Here is a 17660-nt window from a genome sequence, read left to right as displayed (position 1 = left end):
AGCGCCGCGCAGACATGAGTACGCAGGACCGACTGACCCACATCGACGAGGCGGGCGCCGCCCGCATGGTCGACGTCTCCGGGAAGGACGTGACCGCGCGCACCGCCCGCGCCAGCGGCCGTGTCCTGGTCTCACCCCGTGTGATCGAACTGCTGCGTGGTGAGGGCGTCCCCAAGGGCGACGCCCTGGCCACCGCGCGCATCGCGGGCATCATGGGCGCCAAGCGCACCCCGGATCTGATCCCGCTCTGTCATCCGTTGTCGGTCTCGGGTGTCAAGCTTGATCTGTCGGTCGCGGACGACGCCGTCGAGATCCTCGCCACCGTGAAGACCACCGACCGTACGGGCGTCGAGATGGAAGCCCTCACCGCGGTCAGCGTGGCGGCCCTCACCGTGATCGACATGGTCAAGGCGGTCGACAAGGGGGCTGTCATCACGGACGTACGGGTGGAAGAGAAGACGGGCGGAAAGTCGGGCGACTGGAGCCGGGCATGACGGCACCGTCGTACCGCGCGCTCGTGGTCACGGCCTCGAACAGAGCCGCCGCGGGCGTCTACGAGGACAAGGGCGGCCCCTTGATCGCCGAGGGGCTCACGGCGTACGGCTTCGAGGTCGACGGCCCCCGGGTGGTGCCGGACGGCGACCCCGTGGAGGCGGCACTGCGCGCGGGCGTCGACGCCGGGTACGACGTGATCGTGACGACGGGCGGTACGGGGATCTCGCCCACCGACCGGACGCCCGAGGCGACCCGGCGCGTACTCGATCACGAGGTGCCGGGCATTCCCGAGGCCATCAGGGCGTTCGGGAGAGAGAAGGTGCCCACGGCGGCGCTGTCCCGAGGGCTCGCCGGAGTCGCGGGACGGACGTTGATCGTCAACCTGCCGGGTTCCACCGGCGGGGTGAAGGACGGCCTGGCCGTCCTGGAGCCCCTTCTGATCCACGCCGTCGACCAGATCCGTGGCGGCGACCACCCCAGACCCAGCGGCAGTGGGGGTGCGAGCTGAACAGCCCATCCTGGCCCGTCGAGCTGGTGGACGGCGATGTCGTCCTTCGGCCGATAAAGGTGCGCGACCAGCGGGCCTGGCGCGAGGTGAACCGGCGCAACCGGGACTGGCTGCGGCCCTGGGAGGCGACGATTCCGCCACCCACGCCCAGCGGTCCGATAGCGCACCGGCCGACCTACCGTCAGATGGTCCGGCATCTGCGCGCCGAGGCCAACGCGGGCCGGATGCTGCCCTTCGTCATCGAGTACCAGGGCCGTCTGGTCGGGCAGCTGACCGTCGCTGGAATCACCTGGGGATCGATGTGCTCCGGGCACATCGGCTACTGGGTGGACCAGTCGGTCGCGGGGCGCGGAGTGATGCCGACGGCCGTGGCGATGGTGACCGACCACTGCTTCCGCACGGTCGGACTGCACCGCATCGAAGTCTGCATTCGCCCGGAGAACGGGCCGAGCCGCCGAGTGGTGGAGAAACTCGGATTCCGCGAGGAAGGGCTCAGGCCGCGCTATCTGCACATCGACGGGGCCTGGCGGGACCATCTCGTCTTCGCACTCACCGCGGAAGAGGTGCCGGAGGGGTTGCTGGGGCGTTGGCGGCGGGCACGATCGATGCAGGCCCGTTCGGAGAACCAGAGCAAGCCCGGCACTCAGTAAATGAAATGTATGTTCGAAATTGATCGGTGCGTGATCGGCTCAGGGCATTAAATTCGCGCTCGCTGCGGCCTGCTGATCGCATCGGTCACAAAAAAAGCTCGAAATATCAGCCGGATCGTGCGACACACCGGCCGAATTGGCAGATGGCCTCATGCAAACCCCTCTACCGTGTGAGACGTGAGCAGCAGCGGCCTCATCTACGCAGTCATCGTCGGGGCCTGGGCCGCCTACTTGGTGCCGATGTGGCTCCGTAGGCAGGACGAGCTGAACGAAGCCCGTCCGACGGAACGCTTCAGCACCGCCATCCGGCTGCTGTCCGGACGGGCGGGAATGGAGCGCCGGTACGCCAAGGACCTGCGGGCGCGCTCCACCGAAGAGGGGGAGCCCAGCGCCCGGCCGGACGCCGTCACCGACTCGGTGGACGTCCGGGCCTTCGCCATGCCTCCGGTCCGGCAGCAGACCAAGGCCCAACTCCCGCCGCCCGCCCAGCCCGAACCGCAGCAGGCGCCACAGGCCCCCGCCCGGCAGGGTGCCCCCCAGGGCTCCTCGGCGGCCGGCCGGGCGGTGCCGCAGCAGTCGGCCCAGCCCGCGCCGAAGTCGTCGGCGCCGGGACCGGGGTCCGGGTCGACACCATCGTCGGGTTCGGGCCCGGGATCGGATTCGGATTCGGCCAACTCCGCGGCCTCCAGGGTTCCGGCCGCGCGGCGGGCCTCCGCGGCGGAGGCCGCGGCGCGCGCCCGGCGCTCGAAGGTGCTCGCGCGCCGACGGCGTACGACCGTGATGCTCTTCCTCGCCTTCACGCTCGGCGCGATCGTGGCGGCCGTCGGGGGGCTCGCGTTCCTGTGGGCGCCCGGCGTGCCCGCCGTGATGCTGAGCTCGTACATCGTGTACCTGCGCGCCCAGGAACGACGGCGCTTCACGTACACCATGGACCGGCGCAGGGCCGAGGCCGCGGCGCAGCGGCTCAGGGAGCGGCAGCCGCGTCGGCGACCCACCCTCGACCCCGGCGCCGACGAGCCCGACGACAGTCCCGAGCCGGAGACCGACCCCGGTCTGTCCGCGCTCGCGGCCGACCGCCGCGCCCTCGTCGAGCAGACCGACCACGCCGAGTGGGTCGACCAGCAGCGTGAGCGCCAGCGGGGTCCCGGCCGGGGCGACAGCTGGGATCCGGTGCCGGTTCCGCTGCCTACGTACGTGACCGCGCCGGTCGCGCCCCGGGCCACGTCCAGTGTCGATCTGGGGGCGCCGGACGCGTGGAGCTCGGCGCGCTCCAGCGCCGCCGAGCCGAGCGAGCCGGAGGCGGAGCCCGCCGCCGAGGAGGGCCACGAAGCCGCCGAGACGGCCGAGGCCGCCGACGACGGTCGAAGTGACGCCCGGCGCGCCGCGTCCGCCCGGCGGGCCCGTGAGCGCGGTCGCACTCCGCTGTTCGACCAGTACGAGGACGGCGAACGGCCGCGCGCCGCCAACGAATGACCAGGCGCTCGGGAGCCCCGGCTGACCTGCCAGGAACGGATTTCCAAGCACCCCGACGGGGATGCTAGAGTTTCACTCGTTGCAAGGGCCTGTGGCGCAGTCCGGTAGCGCACCTCGTTCGCATCGAGGGGGCCAGGGGTTCAAATCCCCTCAGGTCCACTGCAATTCAGAACCCCGTCGGATTCGTCCGGCGGGGTTCTTGCCTGTTCGGCCGCACTCTCTCGTTCACCGAATGGTCAGCGGCTTGGCATAGCAGAGGCTCAGTTCGTGGAAGCGGTAGTAGCCGAACTTGGCACAGGGCTCGTAGCCGCTGGAGAGGTAGAGGGCGACCGCCTCGGGCTGCTTGGCGCCGGTCTCCAGGACCATGCGGGTGCGGCCGGCCGCGCGGGCGTCGTCCTCCAGGGCGGCCAGGATGCGGCGGGCGAGGCCGAGACCGCGGGCCTCCGGGGTCACGTACATGCGCTTGAGCTCGGCGTCGCCGTCCGCGTACCCCTCGTCGTTCTTGTCCTGGCTGCGCCAGCCGCCGGACGCGATCGGGCGGTCCCGCTCGTCGTAGGCGAGGAGGTACAGGCCGAGCGGCGGCTTGAACATCGACGCGTCGAGCGGTGTGACATCGCCCTCATCGCCGTAGCGCTCGGCGTATTCGGCCTGCACCTGGTCGTTGAGCTTGACGGCGTCGGGGTGGTCGTACGGGACCGGGCGGATACTCATGCGAAGTATCGTACATCTATGCGCCCTCTGGGTGGAATGGATTAAGTATCGTGCCCGGGTGCTGACTGTTACCTCGGTGAATGTGAACGGGCTCCGGGCCGCCGCGAAGAAGGGCTTCGTGGAGTGGCTCGCGGAGACCTCCGCGGACGTGCTGTGCCTTCAGGAGGTGCGGGCCGAGCCCGGGCAGCTGCCCGAGGAGGTCCGGGCGCCGGAGGGGTGGCACGTCGTGCACGCCCCCGCGGCGGCCAAGGGGCGCGCGGGCGTCTCCCTGTACACCCGGCGCGAGCCCGACCGGGTGCGGATCGGTTTCGGGTCCGAGGAGTTCGACTCCAGTGGACGGTACGTCGAGGCCGACCTCCCCGGTGTCACCGTCGCCAGCCTCTACCTGCCCTCCGGCGAGGTCGGAACCGAACGGCAGGACGAGAAGGTCCGGTTCATGGACGAGTTCCTCGCCTACCTGAAGGAACTGCGCGAGCGGGCCGCCGCCGACGGGCGCGAGGTCGTCGTCTGCGGCGACTGGAACATCGCCCACCAGGAGGCCGACCTCAAGAACTGGCGTGCCAACAAGAAGAACTCCGGCTTCCTGCCCGAGGAGCGCGAGTGGCTGGGGCGGGTCCTGGCCGCGGACGACGGCGGGTACGTCGACGTCGTACGGTCACTGCACCCGGACGCCGAGGGACCGTACTCGTGGTGGTCGTACCGGGGGCGGGCCTTCGACAACGACAGCGGATGGCGCATCGACTACCACGTCTCGACGCCGGGGCTCGCGGGCAAGGCCGTGAAGGGGTTCGTGGAGCGGGCGGCGACGCACGCGGAGCGCTGGTCCGACCATGCGCCGGTGACGGTCGTCTACGAGCTGTAGCGCTGCAGCCGCCGGTGGCGGTCGTCTACGAGCCTTGGTCCCGCAGCCGCCGGTCCAGGGCCATCGACACTTCCGCCTCCACCACGCTCTTCGCCAGGGGGCGTAGGCGTTTGAGGTCCTCGGTGGTGCGGTCTTGCGTGAGGACGATGCCGGCGAAGAGGTCGGCGAGGGCGTCGGCGTGGTCGCGGACGCGGCGGGCGGCGGTGAGGACGTCGGCCAGGGGGATGCCCTCGCGGACCAGGGCCGCCGAGACGTCGAGCAGGCGGCGGCTGATGTGGACGATCTCGCCGCCGTCGATGCCGAGATAGCCGAGGTCGAGGGCCGCGGCGAGGTTCTCCGGGGTGGCCTGGCCGGCGAAGACGTCGGCCAGCTCCTCGGGGGAGAGGCGGACGGGGGTCTCCTCGGTGGGCTCGCCGAGGCCGAGGAGTTCACCGACGTCACGGCCGTGGTCGAAGGCCTCGGCCAGCTCCGCGATGCCGCTGAGGGTGTGGCCGCGTTCGAGCAGCGCCGAGATCGTGCGCAGGCGGGCCAGGTGCGTGTGGTCGTACCAGGCGATACGGCCCTCGCGGCGGGGCGGCGGTATCAGCTTGCGCTCCCGGTAGAAGCGCAGGGTGCGCACGGTGATGCCGGCCTCCTTGGCCAGCTCCTCCATCCGGTACTCACGCTTCTCCGCCACGTGCGAAACCCTACGTCGTACCGTCGGTAACTTTCGTGGTCGCAACCCTACCCATCAGTACGGAGCTGCCCTACGCTCCCATTGCGCCAGTGTTCACTGGCAGAGTCGGGCGGCTAGGGAGGCGTGGGATGGTCGGGATGACCGAGCACGAGCATGTGCGCGTCGCGGTGATCGGGTCCGGGTTCGGCGGTCTGGGGGCCGCGGTGCGGCTGCGCCGCGAAGGGATCACCGACTTCGTCGTCCTGGAACGGGCCGGAAGCGTCGGGGGTACGTGGCGGGACAACAGTTACCCGGGGTGCGCCTGTGATGTGCCCTCGCACCTGTACTCGTTCTCGTTCGCGCCCCACCCCGACTGGCCGCGCACCTTCTCGGGGCAGGAGCACATCCGGGCCTACCTGGAGCATGTCACCGACGTCTTCGGGCTGCGCCCGCATCTGCGCTTCGACTCCGAAGTGAAGATGATGACGTGGGACCAGGACAAGCTCCGGTGGGGGATCGAGACCAGCCGTGGCTTCCTCACCGCCGATGTCGTCGTGTCCGCGACCGGGCCACTCTCCGACCCCAAGATCCCCGACATACCGGGGATCGACTCCTTCCCCGGCAAGGTCTTCCACTCGGCCCGCTGGGACCACGACTACGACCTGCGCGGCAAGCGCGTCGCCATGATCGGCACGGGCGCGTCCGCCATCCAGATCGTGCCCGCCATTCAGCCCGACGTGTCCCGGCTGACCCTCTTCCAGCGCACGCCGCCGTGGGTGATGCCCCGGGTCGACCGGGCCATCACCGGTGCCGAACGGTGGCTGCACAAGCAGTTGCCCTTCACCACACAGGCCCGGCGCGGACTGCTGTGGGGGATCAGGGAGCTGCAGGTCCAGGCGTTCACGAAGCGTCCTGACGAGCTGGGCCTCGTCGAGCGGCTGGCCAGGCGGAACATGGCACGAGCCGTCCGGGATCCGGAACTGCGGGCCAAGCTGACCCCCGACTACCGGATCGGGTGCAAGCGGATCCTGCTCTCCAACACCTACTATCCGGCGCTCACCCGGGCCAACGTCGACGTCGTGGACTCCGGGCTCGCCAGGATCGACGGCTCCACGCTCGTCGCCGCCGACGGCAGCACGGCCGAGGCCGACGCGATCATTTTCGGTACGGGCTTCCACGTCACCGACATGCCGATCGCGGACCGGGTCGTCGGAACGGAGGGCAGGACGCTCGCGGAGGTGTGGCGCGACGGCATGAAGTCGCTGCGCGGGGCCACCGCGGCCGGGTTCCCCAACTGGATGACGATCATCGGTCCGAACACCGGGCTCGGGAACTCCAGCATGATCCTGATGATCGAGTCCCAGCTGAACTACATGGCCGACTACGTGCGGCAGTTGGACGTCCTGGGCGGACGCGCGGCTCTCGACGCGCGCCCCGACGCCGTCGAGGGCTGGAACGACAAGGTCCAGAAGCGGATGCTGCGCACGGTGTGGAACACCGGCGGCTGCACGAGCTGGTACCTCGACGCGAACGGCCGCAACACCACCATCTGGCCCGGCACGACGACCGAGTTCCGTAGCGCCACCCGGCGAGTGGACCTGGGAGAGTACGAGGTGCTGCGCGCCCCCGGGCCGAACACATCCGGGCCGCGCACACCCGAGTCGCGCATCAAGAACTCCGGCACAAAGGGTGCCAAGAAGGTGGAGGCGGGAGCGTGAGTCGACTGACGCATGTGGAGCACGGGGCGTACGCGCCGCCCGCGCCGGCGCGCGAACTGACCGCCGTCTCCGCCGACGGCGCCCGGTTGCACGTAGAGGTGCACGGACCCGAGGACAACCCGGCCGCGCCCGTCGTCGTCCTCGCGCACGGCTGGACCTGTTCGACTGCCTTCTGGGCCGCGCAGATACGGGACCTCGCCGTCGACCACCGGGTGATCGCGTACGACCAGCGCGGGCACGGCCGCAGTCCCGCGAGCGAGACGTGCACCGCGGACGCGCTCGCCGACGATCTGGAAGCCGTGCTCGCGGCCACGCTCGCACCCGGCGAGAAGGCCGTGCTCGTCGGGCACTCCATGGGCGGGATGACGCTGATGGCGGCCTCGGCGCGGCCACGTTTCCGGGAGCACGCGGTGGCGGCCCTGCTGTGCAGCACGGGCAGTTCGCGGCTGGTGGCCGAGGCGCGGGTGGTGCCGATGCCGGCCGGGTGGCTGCGGACCCAGGTGACCAAGAGGATCCTCGGGTCGGCCGCGCCGCTCGGGCCCGTCACCCCGCTCGCCCGGCGGATCCTCAAGTACGCGACCATGGGCGCCGGTTCGTCACCGGGCATGGTGGAGGCGTGCGCGCGGATCGTGCACGCCTGTCCGCGCACGGTGCGGCACGCCTGGTCGAAGGTGCTCGACCTGCTCGATCTCGACCACGGCGTACGGGCGTTGGCGGTGCCGACGGCCGTGGTGGTGGGTACGGCGGACCGGCTGACGCCCGTGGTGCACGCGCGCGCCCTGGTCGCGGCCCTGCCGAACTGTGTCGGCGTCACCGAACTGACCGGGCTCGGGCACATGACACCGGTGGAGGCGCCGGAACTGGTCACCGCCCGCATACGCGAACTCGTCTCCACCTACGCAGAGATCAAGGAGGGCAGCGCATGACCAAGGTGAGCCTGGAAGGGCAGGTCGCGGTCGTCACGGGGGCCGCGCGGGGCGTCGGCGAACTCCTCGCCCGCAAGCTCTCCGCGCGCGGTGCCAAGGTCGCGCTGGTCGGCCTGGAGCCGGACGCGCTCAAGCAGGTCTCGGACCGGCTGCACGGCGAAAGCGGCTTCTGGCATGCCGATGTCACCGACCACGAGGCGATGGCCCAGGTCGCGGCCGAGGTGAAGGAACGGTTCGGGAAGGTCGACATCGTCGTCGCCAACGCCGGGGTGGCGAACGGCGGTCCCTTCGTCGAGTCCGATCCCGTCGCCTGGCGGCGGGTCATCGAGGTCAACCTCATCGGATCGGCGGTCACCGCGCGGGCGTTCCTGCCCGTGCTCATGGAGAGCCGGGGGTATCTGCTGCAGATCGCCTCGCTCGCGGCCATCACCCCGGCGCCGATGATGACGGCGTACTGCGCGTCCAAGTCGGGCGTGGAGGCGTACGCGCACAGCCTGCGTGCCGAGGTCGGTCACAAGGGCGTACGGGTCGGGATCGGTTACCTGTCCTGGACCGACACCGACATGGTGCGCGGGGCCGATCAGGACGAGGTGATGCGGGAGTTGAGGCAGCGGCTGCCGTGGCCGTCCAACAAGACGTATCCGCTGGGGCCGGCCGTCGACCGTATCGTCGCGGGGATCGAGCGGCGGTCCGGCCATGTGTACGCGCAGTGGTGGCTGCGCGGGATGCAGGGCGTCCGGGGCTACCTCCCGGGGATCATCGGGGCCGTGGGACAACGGGAGATGCGGCGGTTCGAGCCGCGGCTCAAAGGCGTGAGTACGGGGCTCGTGGGTGCCGGCGGGGCGGCCGACGAGCAGCGCCAGCAGGGGATATCACCGTGAGTCACTGATCGAAATGCGTGCGTAGTCCGTGCGTGTAAGTCTGGTCGAGCCCGATCCCCCTCACCCACAAATGGGAGTGAAACCTCATGGGCAAGAAGGACCAGATGCAGAACAAGGCCGAGCAGATGAAGCAGCAGGGCAAGAAGAAGATGGGCCAGGACATCGGCCACGAGAAGGCCCGTCCCGGCGAGCACTCCCCGCAGCCGGGTGCCCGCACCTCGCAGCAGGGCGCGCGTTCCCCGCAGTCGGGTGAGCGCTCCCCGCAGAGGGGCGACCGGACGATCCCGGAGGCCGAGCGCGTGCAGCGTGAGGCGAAGGACCGGCTCGACCAGGACTACGACGTCTGACGGTTCGCTGCGCCGGCTTAGGCCGAGTTGTGGGGCGCCCCTGTTGGCTGGGGGCGCCCCACGCTTTTTGTTGGCGTCGGGGGTGCGTCGTCGGGTGCGGGTGGGTGGGGGCTTGTCGCGCAGTTCCCCGCGCCCCTGACGGCGCGCCCCGCTGACGGTGCGCCCCCTGACCTCTATTGAGATCGTGGGGGGAGTTTTGGTCTTGATCTGTCGGGGGCGTTCGAGTAGTCGGGTGGGGAGGCCGCGTGGTGGGTGGTCAGGAGGTCCAGGGCCAGTTGGATGGCGGTGTCCATTTCGGTGTGGTGGCCCTCCGCCCAGTCCAGGGGGGTGCGCAGGACCGCCAGGTCCGGGGGGACGCCCTGGTTCTCGACGGACCAGCCGTACGCGTCGAACCAGGCCGCGTTCATCGGCACCGTGATCACCGTGCCGTCGCCGAGGCGGTGGCGGCCGGTCATGCCGACGACTCCGCCCCAGGTGCGCTGGCCGACGACGGGGCCGAGCTTCAGCAGCTTGAACGCGGCAGTGATCATGTCGCCGTCGGAGGCGGTCGCCTCGTCGGCGAGGGCGACGATCGGACCGCGCGGGGCGTTCGAGGCGTACGACACCGGCTGGGCGTTGCGTGTCAGGTCCCAGCCGAGGATCGTGCGGGTGAGCTTCTCCACGACGAGTTCGCTGATGTGGCCGCCCGCGTTGCCGCGCACGTCGACGATCAGTGCGGGGCGCGAGACCTCAAGGCGCAGGTCGCGGTTGAACTGGGCCCAGCCCGAGCCGCCCATGTCCGGGATGTGGAGGTAGCCGCACCGGCCCCCGCTCAACTCCCGGACGACCTCGCGGCGTTTGGCCACCCAGTCCTGGTAGCGCAGGGGGCGCTCGTCGATCAGCGGGACCACGGCCACCCGGCGTGCGCGGCCCTCGCCCGCCTCAGGGGTGAACGTGAGCTCCACCGTCGTACCGCCCGCGCCCGCGAGGAGGGGATAGGGGCCGGTGACCGGGTCGACCGGGCGGCCGTCGACGTGGGTGAGGACCGCGCCCTCGCGGATGCCGGTACCGGCGAGCGGTGAGCGTGCCTTGGAGTCGGAGGAGTCGCCGGGGAGGATCCGCTTCAGCGTCCAGCTGCCGTCACGCCGGACGAAGTTGGCGCCGAGCAGGCCCTGCCAGCGCTGGTAGTGGGCCGGGCCCTCGTTGCGGCGGGCGGCGGCGACGTACGCGTGGGAGGTGCCGAGTTCGCCGAGGACCTCGCGCAGGAGGTCGGCGAAGTCGTCGGGGGAGGCGACCCGTTCGACCAGCGGGCGGTACTGGGCGAGCACACCGTCCCAGTCGATGCCGCACATGTGGGGTTCCCAGAAGTAGGCGCGGGTGAGACGGCCCGCTTCCGCGTAGGCCTGGCGCCACTCGGCGGGCGGGTCCACCTCGTGGATGATGCGCCGCAGATCGATCCAGACCGTCGAGTCGGAGTCACCGACCTCGGTCGAGGGGACCGCGCGCAGGTCGCCCTCGTCCACGACGACCAGCCGGGAGCCGTCGCCGCTGACCGCGAACCAGTCCAGGTGCTGGACGAGTTCGGACTTCTTCGCCTTGCTGATGTTGAAGAACTCCAGCGTCGGGCGGCCGGAGGTGTCGTCGGGGTTGACGAAGGTCTCGCCGAGGGCGCCCGAGATCGGCCAGCGCAGCCAGACCAGGCCGCCGCCCGCGACCGGGTACAGCGCCGAGTACTTGGAGGCGGTGACCGGGAAGGGGGTCACCCGGCTCTCCAGGCCTTCCAGTTCGACGCTCACCGCGCCGTCCGCGCTCTCGTCCTCGATCGGGTCCAGGCCTCCGGCTACCGGCCGCCCGTCGGGGTTGAGCGCGAAGGGGGAGGGGGTGGCGGAGGACAGCGGGACGAGGTAAGGGCGGCAGCCGAGCGGGAAGGAGAGGTCGCCGGTGTGGACGTCGTACACCGGGTCGAAGCCGCGCCAGGAGAGGAAGGCGAGGTAGCGGCCGTCGCGGGTGAACACGGGGTTCTCGTCCTCGAAGCGGCCGTTGGTGACGTCGACGATGAGCCGGTCCTTTATGCGCGCGATCTTGATCTGACGCAGGGAGCGGCCGATCCCCGGGTGCGACCAGGTCAGCCAGGCCCCGTCCGGGGAGAAGGCGAGGTCCCGGACCGGCCCGTTGATCGACGTGATCAGCTCAGTGACCTCCCCTCCCTCGGTCTCGGCCGCCGAGGTGTCCTCGGACTCCGTCCGGGCGGCTCCCTCGGTCTCGGCAGGTGAGGTGTCGCCGGGCTCCGTCCGGTCGGCTTCCTCGGACCCCGTCTGCGCGGTGTCCTCGGACTCCGGCTCCGAGGTGGTGCTGTCGGGCTCCGTCCGGGAGGCTTCCTCGGGCTCCGCCCGGGACGGGGACGTGTCCCCGGAATCCTCCGTCGCGTCGAGGATCAGCAGGCGTCCGTCGTTCGAGGCGATCGCGAGGCGTTCGCCCTGCGGGTCGGAGACCATCTCCAGCACGCGCCCCAGTTCGCCGGAGGCGAGCCGGCGCGGCTCGCGTTGGCCGGAGGCCCGGGGGAGGAAGGCGATCTCGACGGCGTCCTCGCCGTCCGCGTCGGTGACGTAGGCGATCCGGCCGCCGGAGCCGAGCATCTCGGGGAGCCGGACGCGTACGCCGGGAGTGTCCGCGATGGTGCGTGCGGGGCCGTCGCGGTGGGTCAGCCAGTACAGGCTGCCGCGCACGACGACGGCGCTGGCCCGGCCCGTCTCGTCGACCGAGAGCCCGTCCACGTGCTGCGCCGCGGGCACCTGGTACGTACGGCGTCCCGCGCGCGGACCGCCGAGGCGGACGTCGAGGCGGCGCGGGACCGAGTCCGGGGACAGGTCGTCGACGATCCACAGGTCCCCGGCGCACTGGTAGACGACCCGGGTGCCGTCACTGGAGGCGTGCCGGGCGTAGAAGGCGTCGTGGTCGGTGTGGCGGCGCAGGTCACCGCCGTCGTACGCGCACGAGTACAGGTTCCCGATGCCCTCGTGGTCGGAGAGGAAGGCGATCCGGCCGCCGACGAACATGGGGGAGTCGAGGTGGCCGTCGAGATCGGCGAGCAGTCGCCGTCCGTGCAGCCAGAGCCGCCCGGTGGCGCCGCCCCGGTAGCGCTTCCAGGAGGCGGGCTCGTGCGGCGGGGTGCCGGTCAGCAGGAGCGTCTTGTGTTCGCCGTCGAGGTCGGCGACCTGGATGGCGGAGACCGGGCCCCAGGGCAGCGCGCCGCCGGGGTCGCCGTCGGTGGGGACCTTGTAGGCCCAGGTGAAGTACGAGAAGGGCTGGCCGTGGGAGGCGACGGCGAGGATGTCGCTGTGCCCGTCCTTCTCGGGCGGCGACCAGCCGCAGACCTGGGTGTCCGCGCTGCCCCAGTAGGTGAGCCGGCGGGAGGGGCCGCCGTCCACCGGCACCAGATGGATCTCCGGCACGAGGCTGCGCCAGCTCGTGTACGCGATCAGCCGGCCGTCGGGGGAGAAGCGGGGGTGGCCGACCTTGGTCCGGTCGACGGTGAGCCGCCAGGCGCGGCCCGGCCCGTCGAGGGGGGCCATCCACAGGTCGTCCTCGGCGGCGAAGCAGAGGTGGTCGCCGCTGAGATGGGGGAAGCGGAGATAGCCGGATGCGTTGCCCCCGGTGGTCGCGTTGTCCCCGGGGGGCGCATGGTCCGTGGTCGCCTTCTCATACGCGTCGCTCACCTACCCATGCTTTTCCTCCCGGAGGCCCCTGGCAACTTGTGAGTAGGTGTCCTTTCGGACGGGCGTGACCCAGCACACGTACGAAACGGTTTCGTTTCGCTTGATCTCAGGGTATCTTCGTAGGTGTACGAAACAGTGTCGTCCGGAGCAGAGAAGGTGAGTGGGATGACTGAAGTCGCAACGGTGCGTCGCAGTCGGATCACCCCCGAGCGTGAGGCCGAGCTGTACGCCGCCGTGATCGAACTGCTCCGCGAAGTCGGCTACGACGCCCTGACCATGGACGCCGTCGCCGCCCGCACCAAGTCCAGCAAGGCCACCCTCTACCGCCAGTGGGGCGGCAAGGCCGAACTCGTCGTGAAGGCGCTGCGGCATCAGAAGCCGGTCAACGGCGACATCGACACCGGATCCCTGCGGGGAGACTTCCACGCGATGGCGCGGCGTGACACCGACTGCGAGATGGAGCAGCACTCCGCGCTGATGCGGGGTCTGGCCACGGCGACACACGAGAATCCCGATCTTCTGCGCGCGTTCAGAGAGCTGATCATCGAGCCGGAGATCGAGGAGTTGGACACGCTGCTGCAGCGCGCCGTCGACCGGGGTGAGATCCGTGCGGACAACCCCGCGAAGGACTATGTGCTGCACATGTTGATCGGCGCCTTCGCGGTCCGCAACATCATCGACCAGCAGCCGCCGACCCAGGACTTCCTCACCTCGTACATGGACGCCGTGATCCTCCCCGCTCTCGGCGCCTGAGCCTGCCCGACCTTCAGTAACGCCTACGTGCACCTGACGCGACCGCTCACGTCGTCGGGCTGATCTCCCCTGCCCAGTTGCCAGCAAACGACCTGACCGGGAGTACGCCCTCGTGGCCACATTCCTTTACAAACTCGGCCGATTCGCCTTCAGGCGACGCCATTTCGTCGCCCTGATATGGGTGGCCCTGCTGACGCTGGCGGGTGTCGGCGCCGCCTCCGCGCCCACCGCCGGAGCGTCCTCTTTCTCGATCCCGGGCACCGAGGCGCAGAAGGCTTTCGACCTGCTCGAACAGCGCTTCCCCGGGATGAGCGCCGACGGCGCGACCGCCCGTGTGGTCTTCAAGGCGCCCGCCGGCGAGAAGATGGGCGACAAGGCCAACAAGGCGACCGTCGAGAAGACCGTCAAGGCGCTCGGCGACGGCTCCGAGGTCACCTCCGTCTCCGACCCCTTCAAGTCCCACGCGGTGAGCAAGAACGGGTCGGTCGCCTACACCTCGGTGAAGTACAAGGTGTCCGGCATGGAGTTGAAGGACTCCTCGAAGACCGCCCTGGAGGAGGCCGCGCAGCAGGCGCGGGACGCCGGGCTGAGCGTCGAGGTCGGCGGTGACGCGCTCCAGGCGACGCCCGAGACCGGGTCGACCGAGGTCATCGGTATCGCGGTCGCCGCGGTCGTGCTCGTCATCACCTTCGGTTCACTGATCGCGGCCGGGCTGCCGCTGCTGACCGCGCTGATCGGCGTCGGTATCGGCGTCTCGACGATCACGGCGCTGGCGAACGCGCTGGACCTGGGCACCACCACCTCCACCCTGGCGATGATGATCGGCCTCGCGGTCGGCATCGACTACGCCCTCTTCATCGTCTCCCGCTACCGTGCCGAACTGGCCGAGGGCCGGGAGCGCGAGGAGGCGGCCGGACGGGCCGTCGGCACGGCGGGTTCCGCGGTCGTCTTCGCCGGTCTGACGGTCGTGATCGCGCTGGTGGGTCTGTCGGTCGTCAACATCCCGATGCTGACGAAGATGGGTGTCGCGGCGGCGGGCACGGTCGCCATCGCGGTACTGATCGCGCTGTCGCTGATTCCGGCCCTGCTGGGCTACGCGGGCCGCAAGGTCCAGCCTGCGGGCAAGAAGAGCAAGCTGCTCGGTGGTGGGCGCGCCGCGAAGAAGGAGAGCAAGCCCAACATGGGCACCCGCTGGGCGAGCTTCGTCGTGCGCCGGCCGCTCGCCGTGCTGGTGCTCGGTGTGATCGGCCTGGGCGCCGCCGCGCTCCCGGCGGCCTCGCTCGAACTGGGTCTGCCCGACGACGGTTCGCAGCCGACGTCGACCACGCAGCGCCGGGCGTACGACGCGCTGTCCGACGGCTTCGGTCCCGGCTTCAACGGTCCCCTGATGCTCGTCGTGGACGGCAAGTCCAGCGACGACCCCAAGGCCGCGGCCACCAAGGTCACCAACACGGTCAAGGACATGAAGGACGTCGTGTCGGTCAGCCCGGCGGCGTTCAACAAGGCCGGGGACACCGCGACGATCACGGTCATCCCCGACTCCAAGCCGTCCTCCGTCAAGACCGAGGACCTGGTGCACGCCATCCGTGACGCGGGCGGCAGCATCACGGCGAAGACCGACGCGAAGGTGCTGGTCACCGGTACCACCGCGATGAACATCGACTTCTCGCAGAAGCTGAACGACGCGCTGATCCCGTATCTCGCGCTGGTCGTCGGCCTCGCCTTCCTCCTCCTGATCGTGGTCTTCCGCTCGATCCTGGTCCCGTTGAAGGCGGCGCTCGGCTTCCTGCTGAGCGTGATGGCGGCGCTCGGCGCGGTCGTCGCCGTCTTCCAGTGGGGCTGGCTGGCCGGCCTCCTGGGCGTCGAGGAAACCGGCCCGATCATGTCGATGATGCCGATCTTCATGGTGGGTGTCGTCTTCGGTCTTGCGATGGACTACGAGGTGTTCCTCGTGACCCGGATGCGCGAGGCGTACGTCCACGGGGAGAAGCCCCACCAGGCGATCGTGACCGGGTTCAGGCACGGCGCACGGGTCGTCACGGCGGCCGCGGTCATCATGATCGCCGTCTTCTCCGGCTTCATCGGCTCCAGCGAGTCGATGATCAAGATGATCGGCTTCGGCCTCGCGATCGCGGTCTTCTTCGACGCGTTCGTGGTCCGCATGGCGATCGTCCCGGCGGTGCTGGCCCTGCTCGGGAAGAAGGCCTGGTGGCTGCCGAAGTGGCTGGACCGGGCGCTTCCCAACGTGGACGTCGAGGGCGAGGGCCTGCGCACGGCGGAGGAGAAGGGCCAGGGCCGCGGCGACGGGGGCCGGGACGAGGACCGGGAGCTGGTACGGGTCTGAGGCCTGACCGGCGGTCTGGCTGAGATGGTGAGGGGCACCCTGCGTTGTGGCAGGGTGCCCCTCACTGTCGTCCTTGTCGAGCAAGCGCCGGGGGAACCGTCTACGTCGCCTCCCGCTGACGTATCAAGGGGCCGGTGACGCCGGACAGGTCGCGGACGGTCACGCTGTTGCGGTCGGTGACCGAGCGGCCGAGGGCGTGGTGTGGCCACAGGCCCCCGGCCACCCGGCGGCTGCGCTCGGCCCACTCGCGGGCGGGGGCACCGCCGGGCTTGTAGTGGTTGAGGGCGAAGCCTCCGGAGTGGATCCGTAGCAGGCAGAAGCCCCCGGGATAGTCCTTGACTGCGCTGACCTCCTGCTGGGTGACGTGCGGGGCTTGCGGCAGGACGGTGCGTTTGTTGCGGTGGGTGTGGCCCGCGTGGTGGAGGAAGACGCCCGGGGCGGCGGCGTAGGCGTCGAGGATCGCGCGCGCCTGGCGACGGTCGAGGCGCTGCCCGCGGCCCATGGGGAAGACGGAGTCCCGCACGGCCAGCGGATGGTGGCCGAACACCACGGTCGGCTGGTCGCCGCGCTCCTTCAACCGGGCCCGGAACCAGGAGAGTTGCTCGGCGCCGAGCCCGCCCGCGTCACCGCCGGCGCCTTCCTTCTCGTAGGTGTCGAGGCCGATGATCCCCAGCCCGCCGAGGTCACGCGCGAAGTAGGCGGGCCCGGCACCGTCGTGGAAGGTGTCGAGGAAGGCGTCGTGGAAGGCGGCACCGGGCTGTCCGGGCCGGTCGTGGTTGCCGCGTACGACGAAGTAGTCCTGCCCGTGGGTGCCGAAACCGTCCATGATCCGCCTGGCCTCGGCCAGGTCCCGCGGGGCCCCGTCGGCCGAGACGTCCCCGGCGGCCAGCAGCAGGTCCGCCCCCCGCCGACGCGCCTCCTCGACCAGGGCCCGGCTCATGGTCTCGGGGTACGGCGCGAGCCCCGGGGCCTGCGACACCCCGCGTATCAGGGGGATCCCGGCCACCAGGCCCGCGGCGGTCTCGCCGAGGTGCAGGTCGTTGCAGAGCGCGATGGACAGGAGGTGGCGGCCGGGCGGGGGCTGGGGCGTGGTGAAGGAGTACGGGCCGCCGACGGAGCCGAGCCCGTGCAGGGAGGTGCCGACGGCGTTGCCGCGCACGAGGTGCAGGGGTGTGGGTGTGGCGGCGACGCCCCGCGAGCCGGCCCGGTAGTAGTAGGTCTGGCCCGGTTCCAGGTCCGTGAGCTCCACGTAGTGGTGTGCGGTGGGCCCGTCCTCGGCCGCGGTGCGGTTCAGCCGGGCGGGGTGGGTGCCGTAGACGACCTCGCCCTCCGTCACCGCGGGCAGCGGATGACCGAACCCGTCGTCGGTGCCGGGTATGCCGGTGTACCAGGTGATGACGGCGCGGTCCTCGGCGAGGGTGACCAGTTCCAGGTGGACCGCGATCAGGGAGTCGGGGTGCCGGCGGCCCGCCCTGCGCGCGGCGGCGGTCCGCAGCAGGGCGGGGACGAGGAGGGCGCCGGAGCGCAGGACGTCGCAGGGGGAGGGGAGAGCCGACAAGGCGGCGAGGGGAGCGGGGAGACAGCAGCGCATGCCGGGTAGGTGCCCCCCGGCAGTGAACGGCGGCCGTGGTGGCGGGGGCGG

General features: G+C 70.8%; 15 protein-coding genes and 1 tRNA gene. 12 read left to right on the top strand and 4 right to left on the bottom strand.

Translation table 11 applies throughout. The features are described from left to right. Positions 1-14 precede the first annotated feature (14 nt). The 5 genes from moaC (at position 15) to ACIRA5_RS09370 (ending at position 3285) form a co-directional block, all read left to right on the top strand. Positions 15-494 (top strand): cyclic pyranopterin monophosphate synthase MoaC, encoded by a 480-nt coding sequence (moaC, locus tag ACIRA5_RS09390; protein WP_053852462.1) that lies wholly within the window; start codon positions 15-17, stop codon positions 492-494. Beyond that, positions 491-1003 (top strand): molybdenum cofactor biosynthesis protein B, encoded by a 513-nt coding sequence (locus ACIRA5_RS09385; RefSeq protein WP_054233072.1) that lies wholly within the window; start codon positions 491-493, stop codon positions 1001-1003. The genes moaC and ACIRA5_RS09385 overlap by 4 nt, the downstream gene beginning before the upstream one ends. Beyond that, complete coding sequence (locus ACIRA5_RS09380) at positions 1000-1653, top strand: GNAT family N-acetyltransferase (RefSeq protein ID WP_054233071.1); 654 nt, start codon at positions 1000-1002, stop codon at positions 1651-1653. Before ACIRA5_RS09385 ends, ACIRA5_RS09380 begins: the two co-directional genes overlap by 4 nt. 177 nt (positions 1654-1830) lie before the next feature. After that, positions 1831-3126 (top strand): gephyrin-like molybdotransferase receptor GlpR, encoded by a 1296-nt coding sequence (gene glpR, locus ACIRA5_RS09375; protein WP_403689015.1) that lies wholly within the window; start codon positions 1831-1833, stop codon positions 3124-3126. Between the two features lie 85 nt (positions 3127-3211). Further along, positions 3212-3285: transfer RNA gene (locus tag ACIRA5_RS09370), tRNA-Ala, on the top strand. Between the two features lie 66 nt (positions 3286-3351). On the opposite strand, the gene ACIRA5_RS09365 is transcribed toward ACIRA5_RS09370, so the two are convergent. Further along, positions 3352-3837 (bottom strand): GNAT family N-acetyltransferase, encoded by a 486-nt coding sequence (locus ACIRA5_RS09365; protein ID WP_403689013.1) that lies wholly within the window; start codon positions 3835-3837, stop codon positions 3352-3354. 58 nt (positions 3838-3895) lie between these two features. Between ACIRA5_RS09365 and ACIRA5_RS09360 the strand changes: the two genes are divergently transcribed. Next, the gene (locus ACIRA5_RS09360) at positions 3896-4699 is read left to right on the top strand and encodes an exodeoxyribonuclease III (protein ID WP_352044295.1); all 804 of its coding nucleotides are present in this window, start codon (positions 3896-3898) and stop codon (positions 4697-4699) included. A gap of 25 nt (positions 4700-4724) precedes the next feature. On the opposite strand, the gene ACIRA5_RS09355 is transcribed toward ACIRA5_RS09360, so the two are convergent. Beyond that, positions 4725-5351: a MerR family transcriptional regulator gene (locus ACIRA5_RS09355; protein WP_403689736.1), complete on the bottom strand. Its 627-nt coding sequence runs from the start codon at positions 5349-5351 to the stop codon at positions 4725-4727. 161 nt (positions 5352-5512) lie between these two features. Between ACIRA5_RS09355 and ACIRA5_RS09350 the strand changes: the two genes are divergently transcribed. The 4 genes from ACIRA5_RS09350 (at position 5513) to ACIRA5_RS09335 (ending at position 9226) form a co-directional block, all read left to right on the top strand. Further along, on the top strand, positions 5513-7072 hold the full coding sequence (locus ACIRA5_RS09350) for a flavin-containing monooxygenase (RefSeq protein WP_403689734.1): 1560 nt from the start codon (positions 5513-5515) through the stop codon (positions 7070-7072). Then, positions 7069-7998, top strand: coding sequence for an alpha/beta fold hydrolase (locus ACIRA5_RS09345; protein ID WP_403689011.1), 930 nt, complete (start codon positions 7069-7071; stop codon positions 7996-7998). Before ACIRA5_RS09350 ends, ACIRA5_RS09345 begins: the two co-directional genes overlap by 4 nt. After that, positions 7995-8879, top strand: coding sequence for an SDR family oxidoreductase (locus ACIRA5_RS09340; protein ID WP_403689009.1), 885 nt, complete (start codon positions 7995-7997; stop codon positions 8877-8879). Before ACIRA5_RS09345 ends, ACIRA5_RS09340 begins: the two co-directional genes overlap by 4 nt. An 86-nt stretch (positions 8880-8965) precedes the next feature. Next, positions 8966-9226, top strand: coding sequence for a hypothetical protein (locus ACIRA5_RS09335; protein WP_403689007.1), 261 nt, complete (start codon positions 8966-8968; stop codon positions 9224-9226). A gap of 173 nt (positions 9227-9399) precedes the next feature. Here the strand turns inward: ACIRA5_RS09335 and ACIRA5_RS09330 are convergent, their stop codons facing one another. Further along, complete coding sequence (locus ACIRA5_RS09330; RefSeq protein ID WP_403689005.1) at positions 9400-12921, bottom strand: S41 family peptidase; 3522 nt, start codon at positions 12919-12921, stop codon at positions 9400-9402. A 165-nt stretch (positions 12922-13086) separates the two neighbouring features. Between ACIRA5_RS09330 and ACIRA5_RS09325 the strand changes: the two genes are divergently transcribed. Both ACIRA5_RS09325 and ACIRA5_RS09320 read left to right on the top strand, forming a co-directional pair. Next, positions 13087-13674 carry a TetR/AcrR family transcriptional regulator gene (locus ACIRA5_RS09325; protein WP_403689002.1) on the top strand — a complete coding sequence of 196 codons (588 nt, stop codon included), beginning with the start codon at positions 13087-13089 and terminating at the stop codon, positions 13672-13674. A gap of 112 nt (positions 13675-13786) precedes the next feature. After that, positions 13787-16018 carry an MMPL family transporter gene (locus ACIRA5_RS09320; protein ID WP_403688999.1) on the top strand — a complete coding sequence of 744 codons (2232 nt, stop codon included), beginning with the start codon at positions 13787-13789 and terminating at the stop codon, positions 16016-16018. Positions 16019-16118: 100 nt separating this feature from the next. Here the strand turns inward: ACIRA5_RS09320 and ACIRA5_RS09315 are convergent, their stop codons facing one another. Further along, entirely contained in the window at positions 16119-17609 is a 1491-nt protein-coding gene (locus ACIRA5_RS09315) for a metallophosphoesterase (RefSeq protein ID WP_403688997.1), read from the bottom strand. Positions 17610-17660 lie beyond the last annotated feature (51 nt).

It is taken from the genome of Streptomyces sp. NPDC096311, assembly GCF_044763085.1.
Lineage (GTDB): Bacteria > Actinomycetota > Actinomycetes > Streptomycetales > Streptomycetaceae > Streptomyces.
Note: the sequence above shows the minus strand (reverse complement) of the source record. Positions and strands in the feature narration are given on the sequence as shown.

What these genes read in the sequence shown, in the direction of transcription:
- ACIRA5_RS09355 (WP_403689736.1), bottom strand. Translation starts at nt 5,351, where the DNA reads ATGGAGGAGCTGGCCAAGGAGGCCGGCATCACCGTGCGCACCCTGCGC.
- ACIRA5_RS09335 (WP_403689007.1), top strand. Translation starts at nt 8,966, where the DNA reads ATGGGCAAGAAGGACCAGATGCAGAACAAGGCCGAGCAGATGAAGCAG.
- ACIRA5_RS09350 (WP_403689734.1), top strand. Translation starts at nt 5,513, where the DNA reads ATGACCGAGCACGAGCATGTGCGCGTCGCGGTGATCGGGTCCGGGTTC.
- moaC (WP_053852462.1), top strand. Translation starts at nt 15, where the DNA reads ATGAGTACGCAGGACCGACTGACCCACATCGACGAGGCGGGCGCCGCC.
- ACIRA5_RS09385 (WP_054233072.1), top strand. Translation starts at nt 491, where the DNA reads ATGACGGCACCGTCGTACCGCGCGCTCGTGGTCACGGCCTCGAACAGA.
- ACIRA5_RS09315 (WP_403688997.1), bottom strand. Translation starts at nt 17,609, where the DNA reads ATGCGCTGCTGTCTCCCCGCTCCCCTCGCCGCCTTGTCGGCTCTCCCC.
- ACIRA5_RS09325 (WP_403689002.1), top strand. Translation starts at nt 13,087, where the DNA reads ATGACTGAAGTCGCAACGGTGCGTCGCAGTCGGATCACCCCCGAGCGT.
- ACIRA5_RS09365 (WP_403689013.1), bottom strand. Translation starts at nt 3,837, where the DNA reads ATGAGTATCCGCCCGGTCCCGTACGACCACCCCGACGCCGTCAAGCTC.
- ACIRA5_RS09340 (WP_403689009.1), top strand. Translation starts at nt 7,995, where the DNA reads ATGACCAAGGTGAGCCTGGAAGGGCAGGTCGCGGTCGTCACGGGGGCC.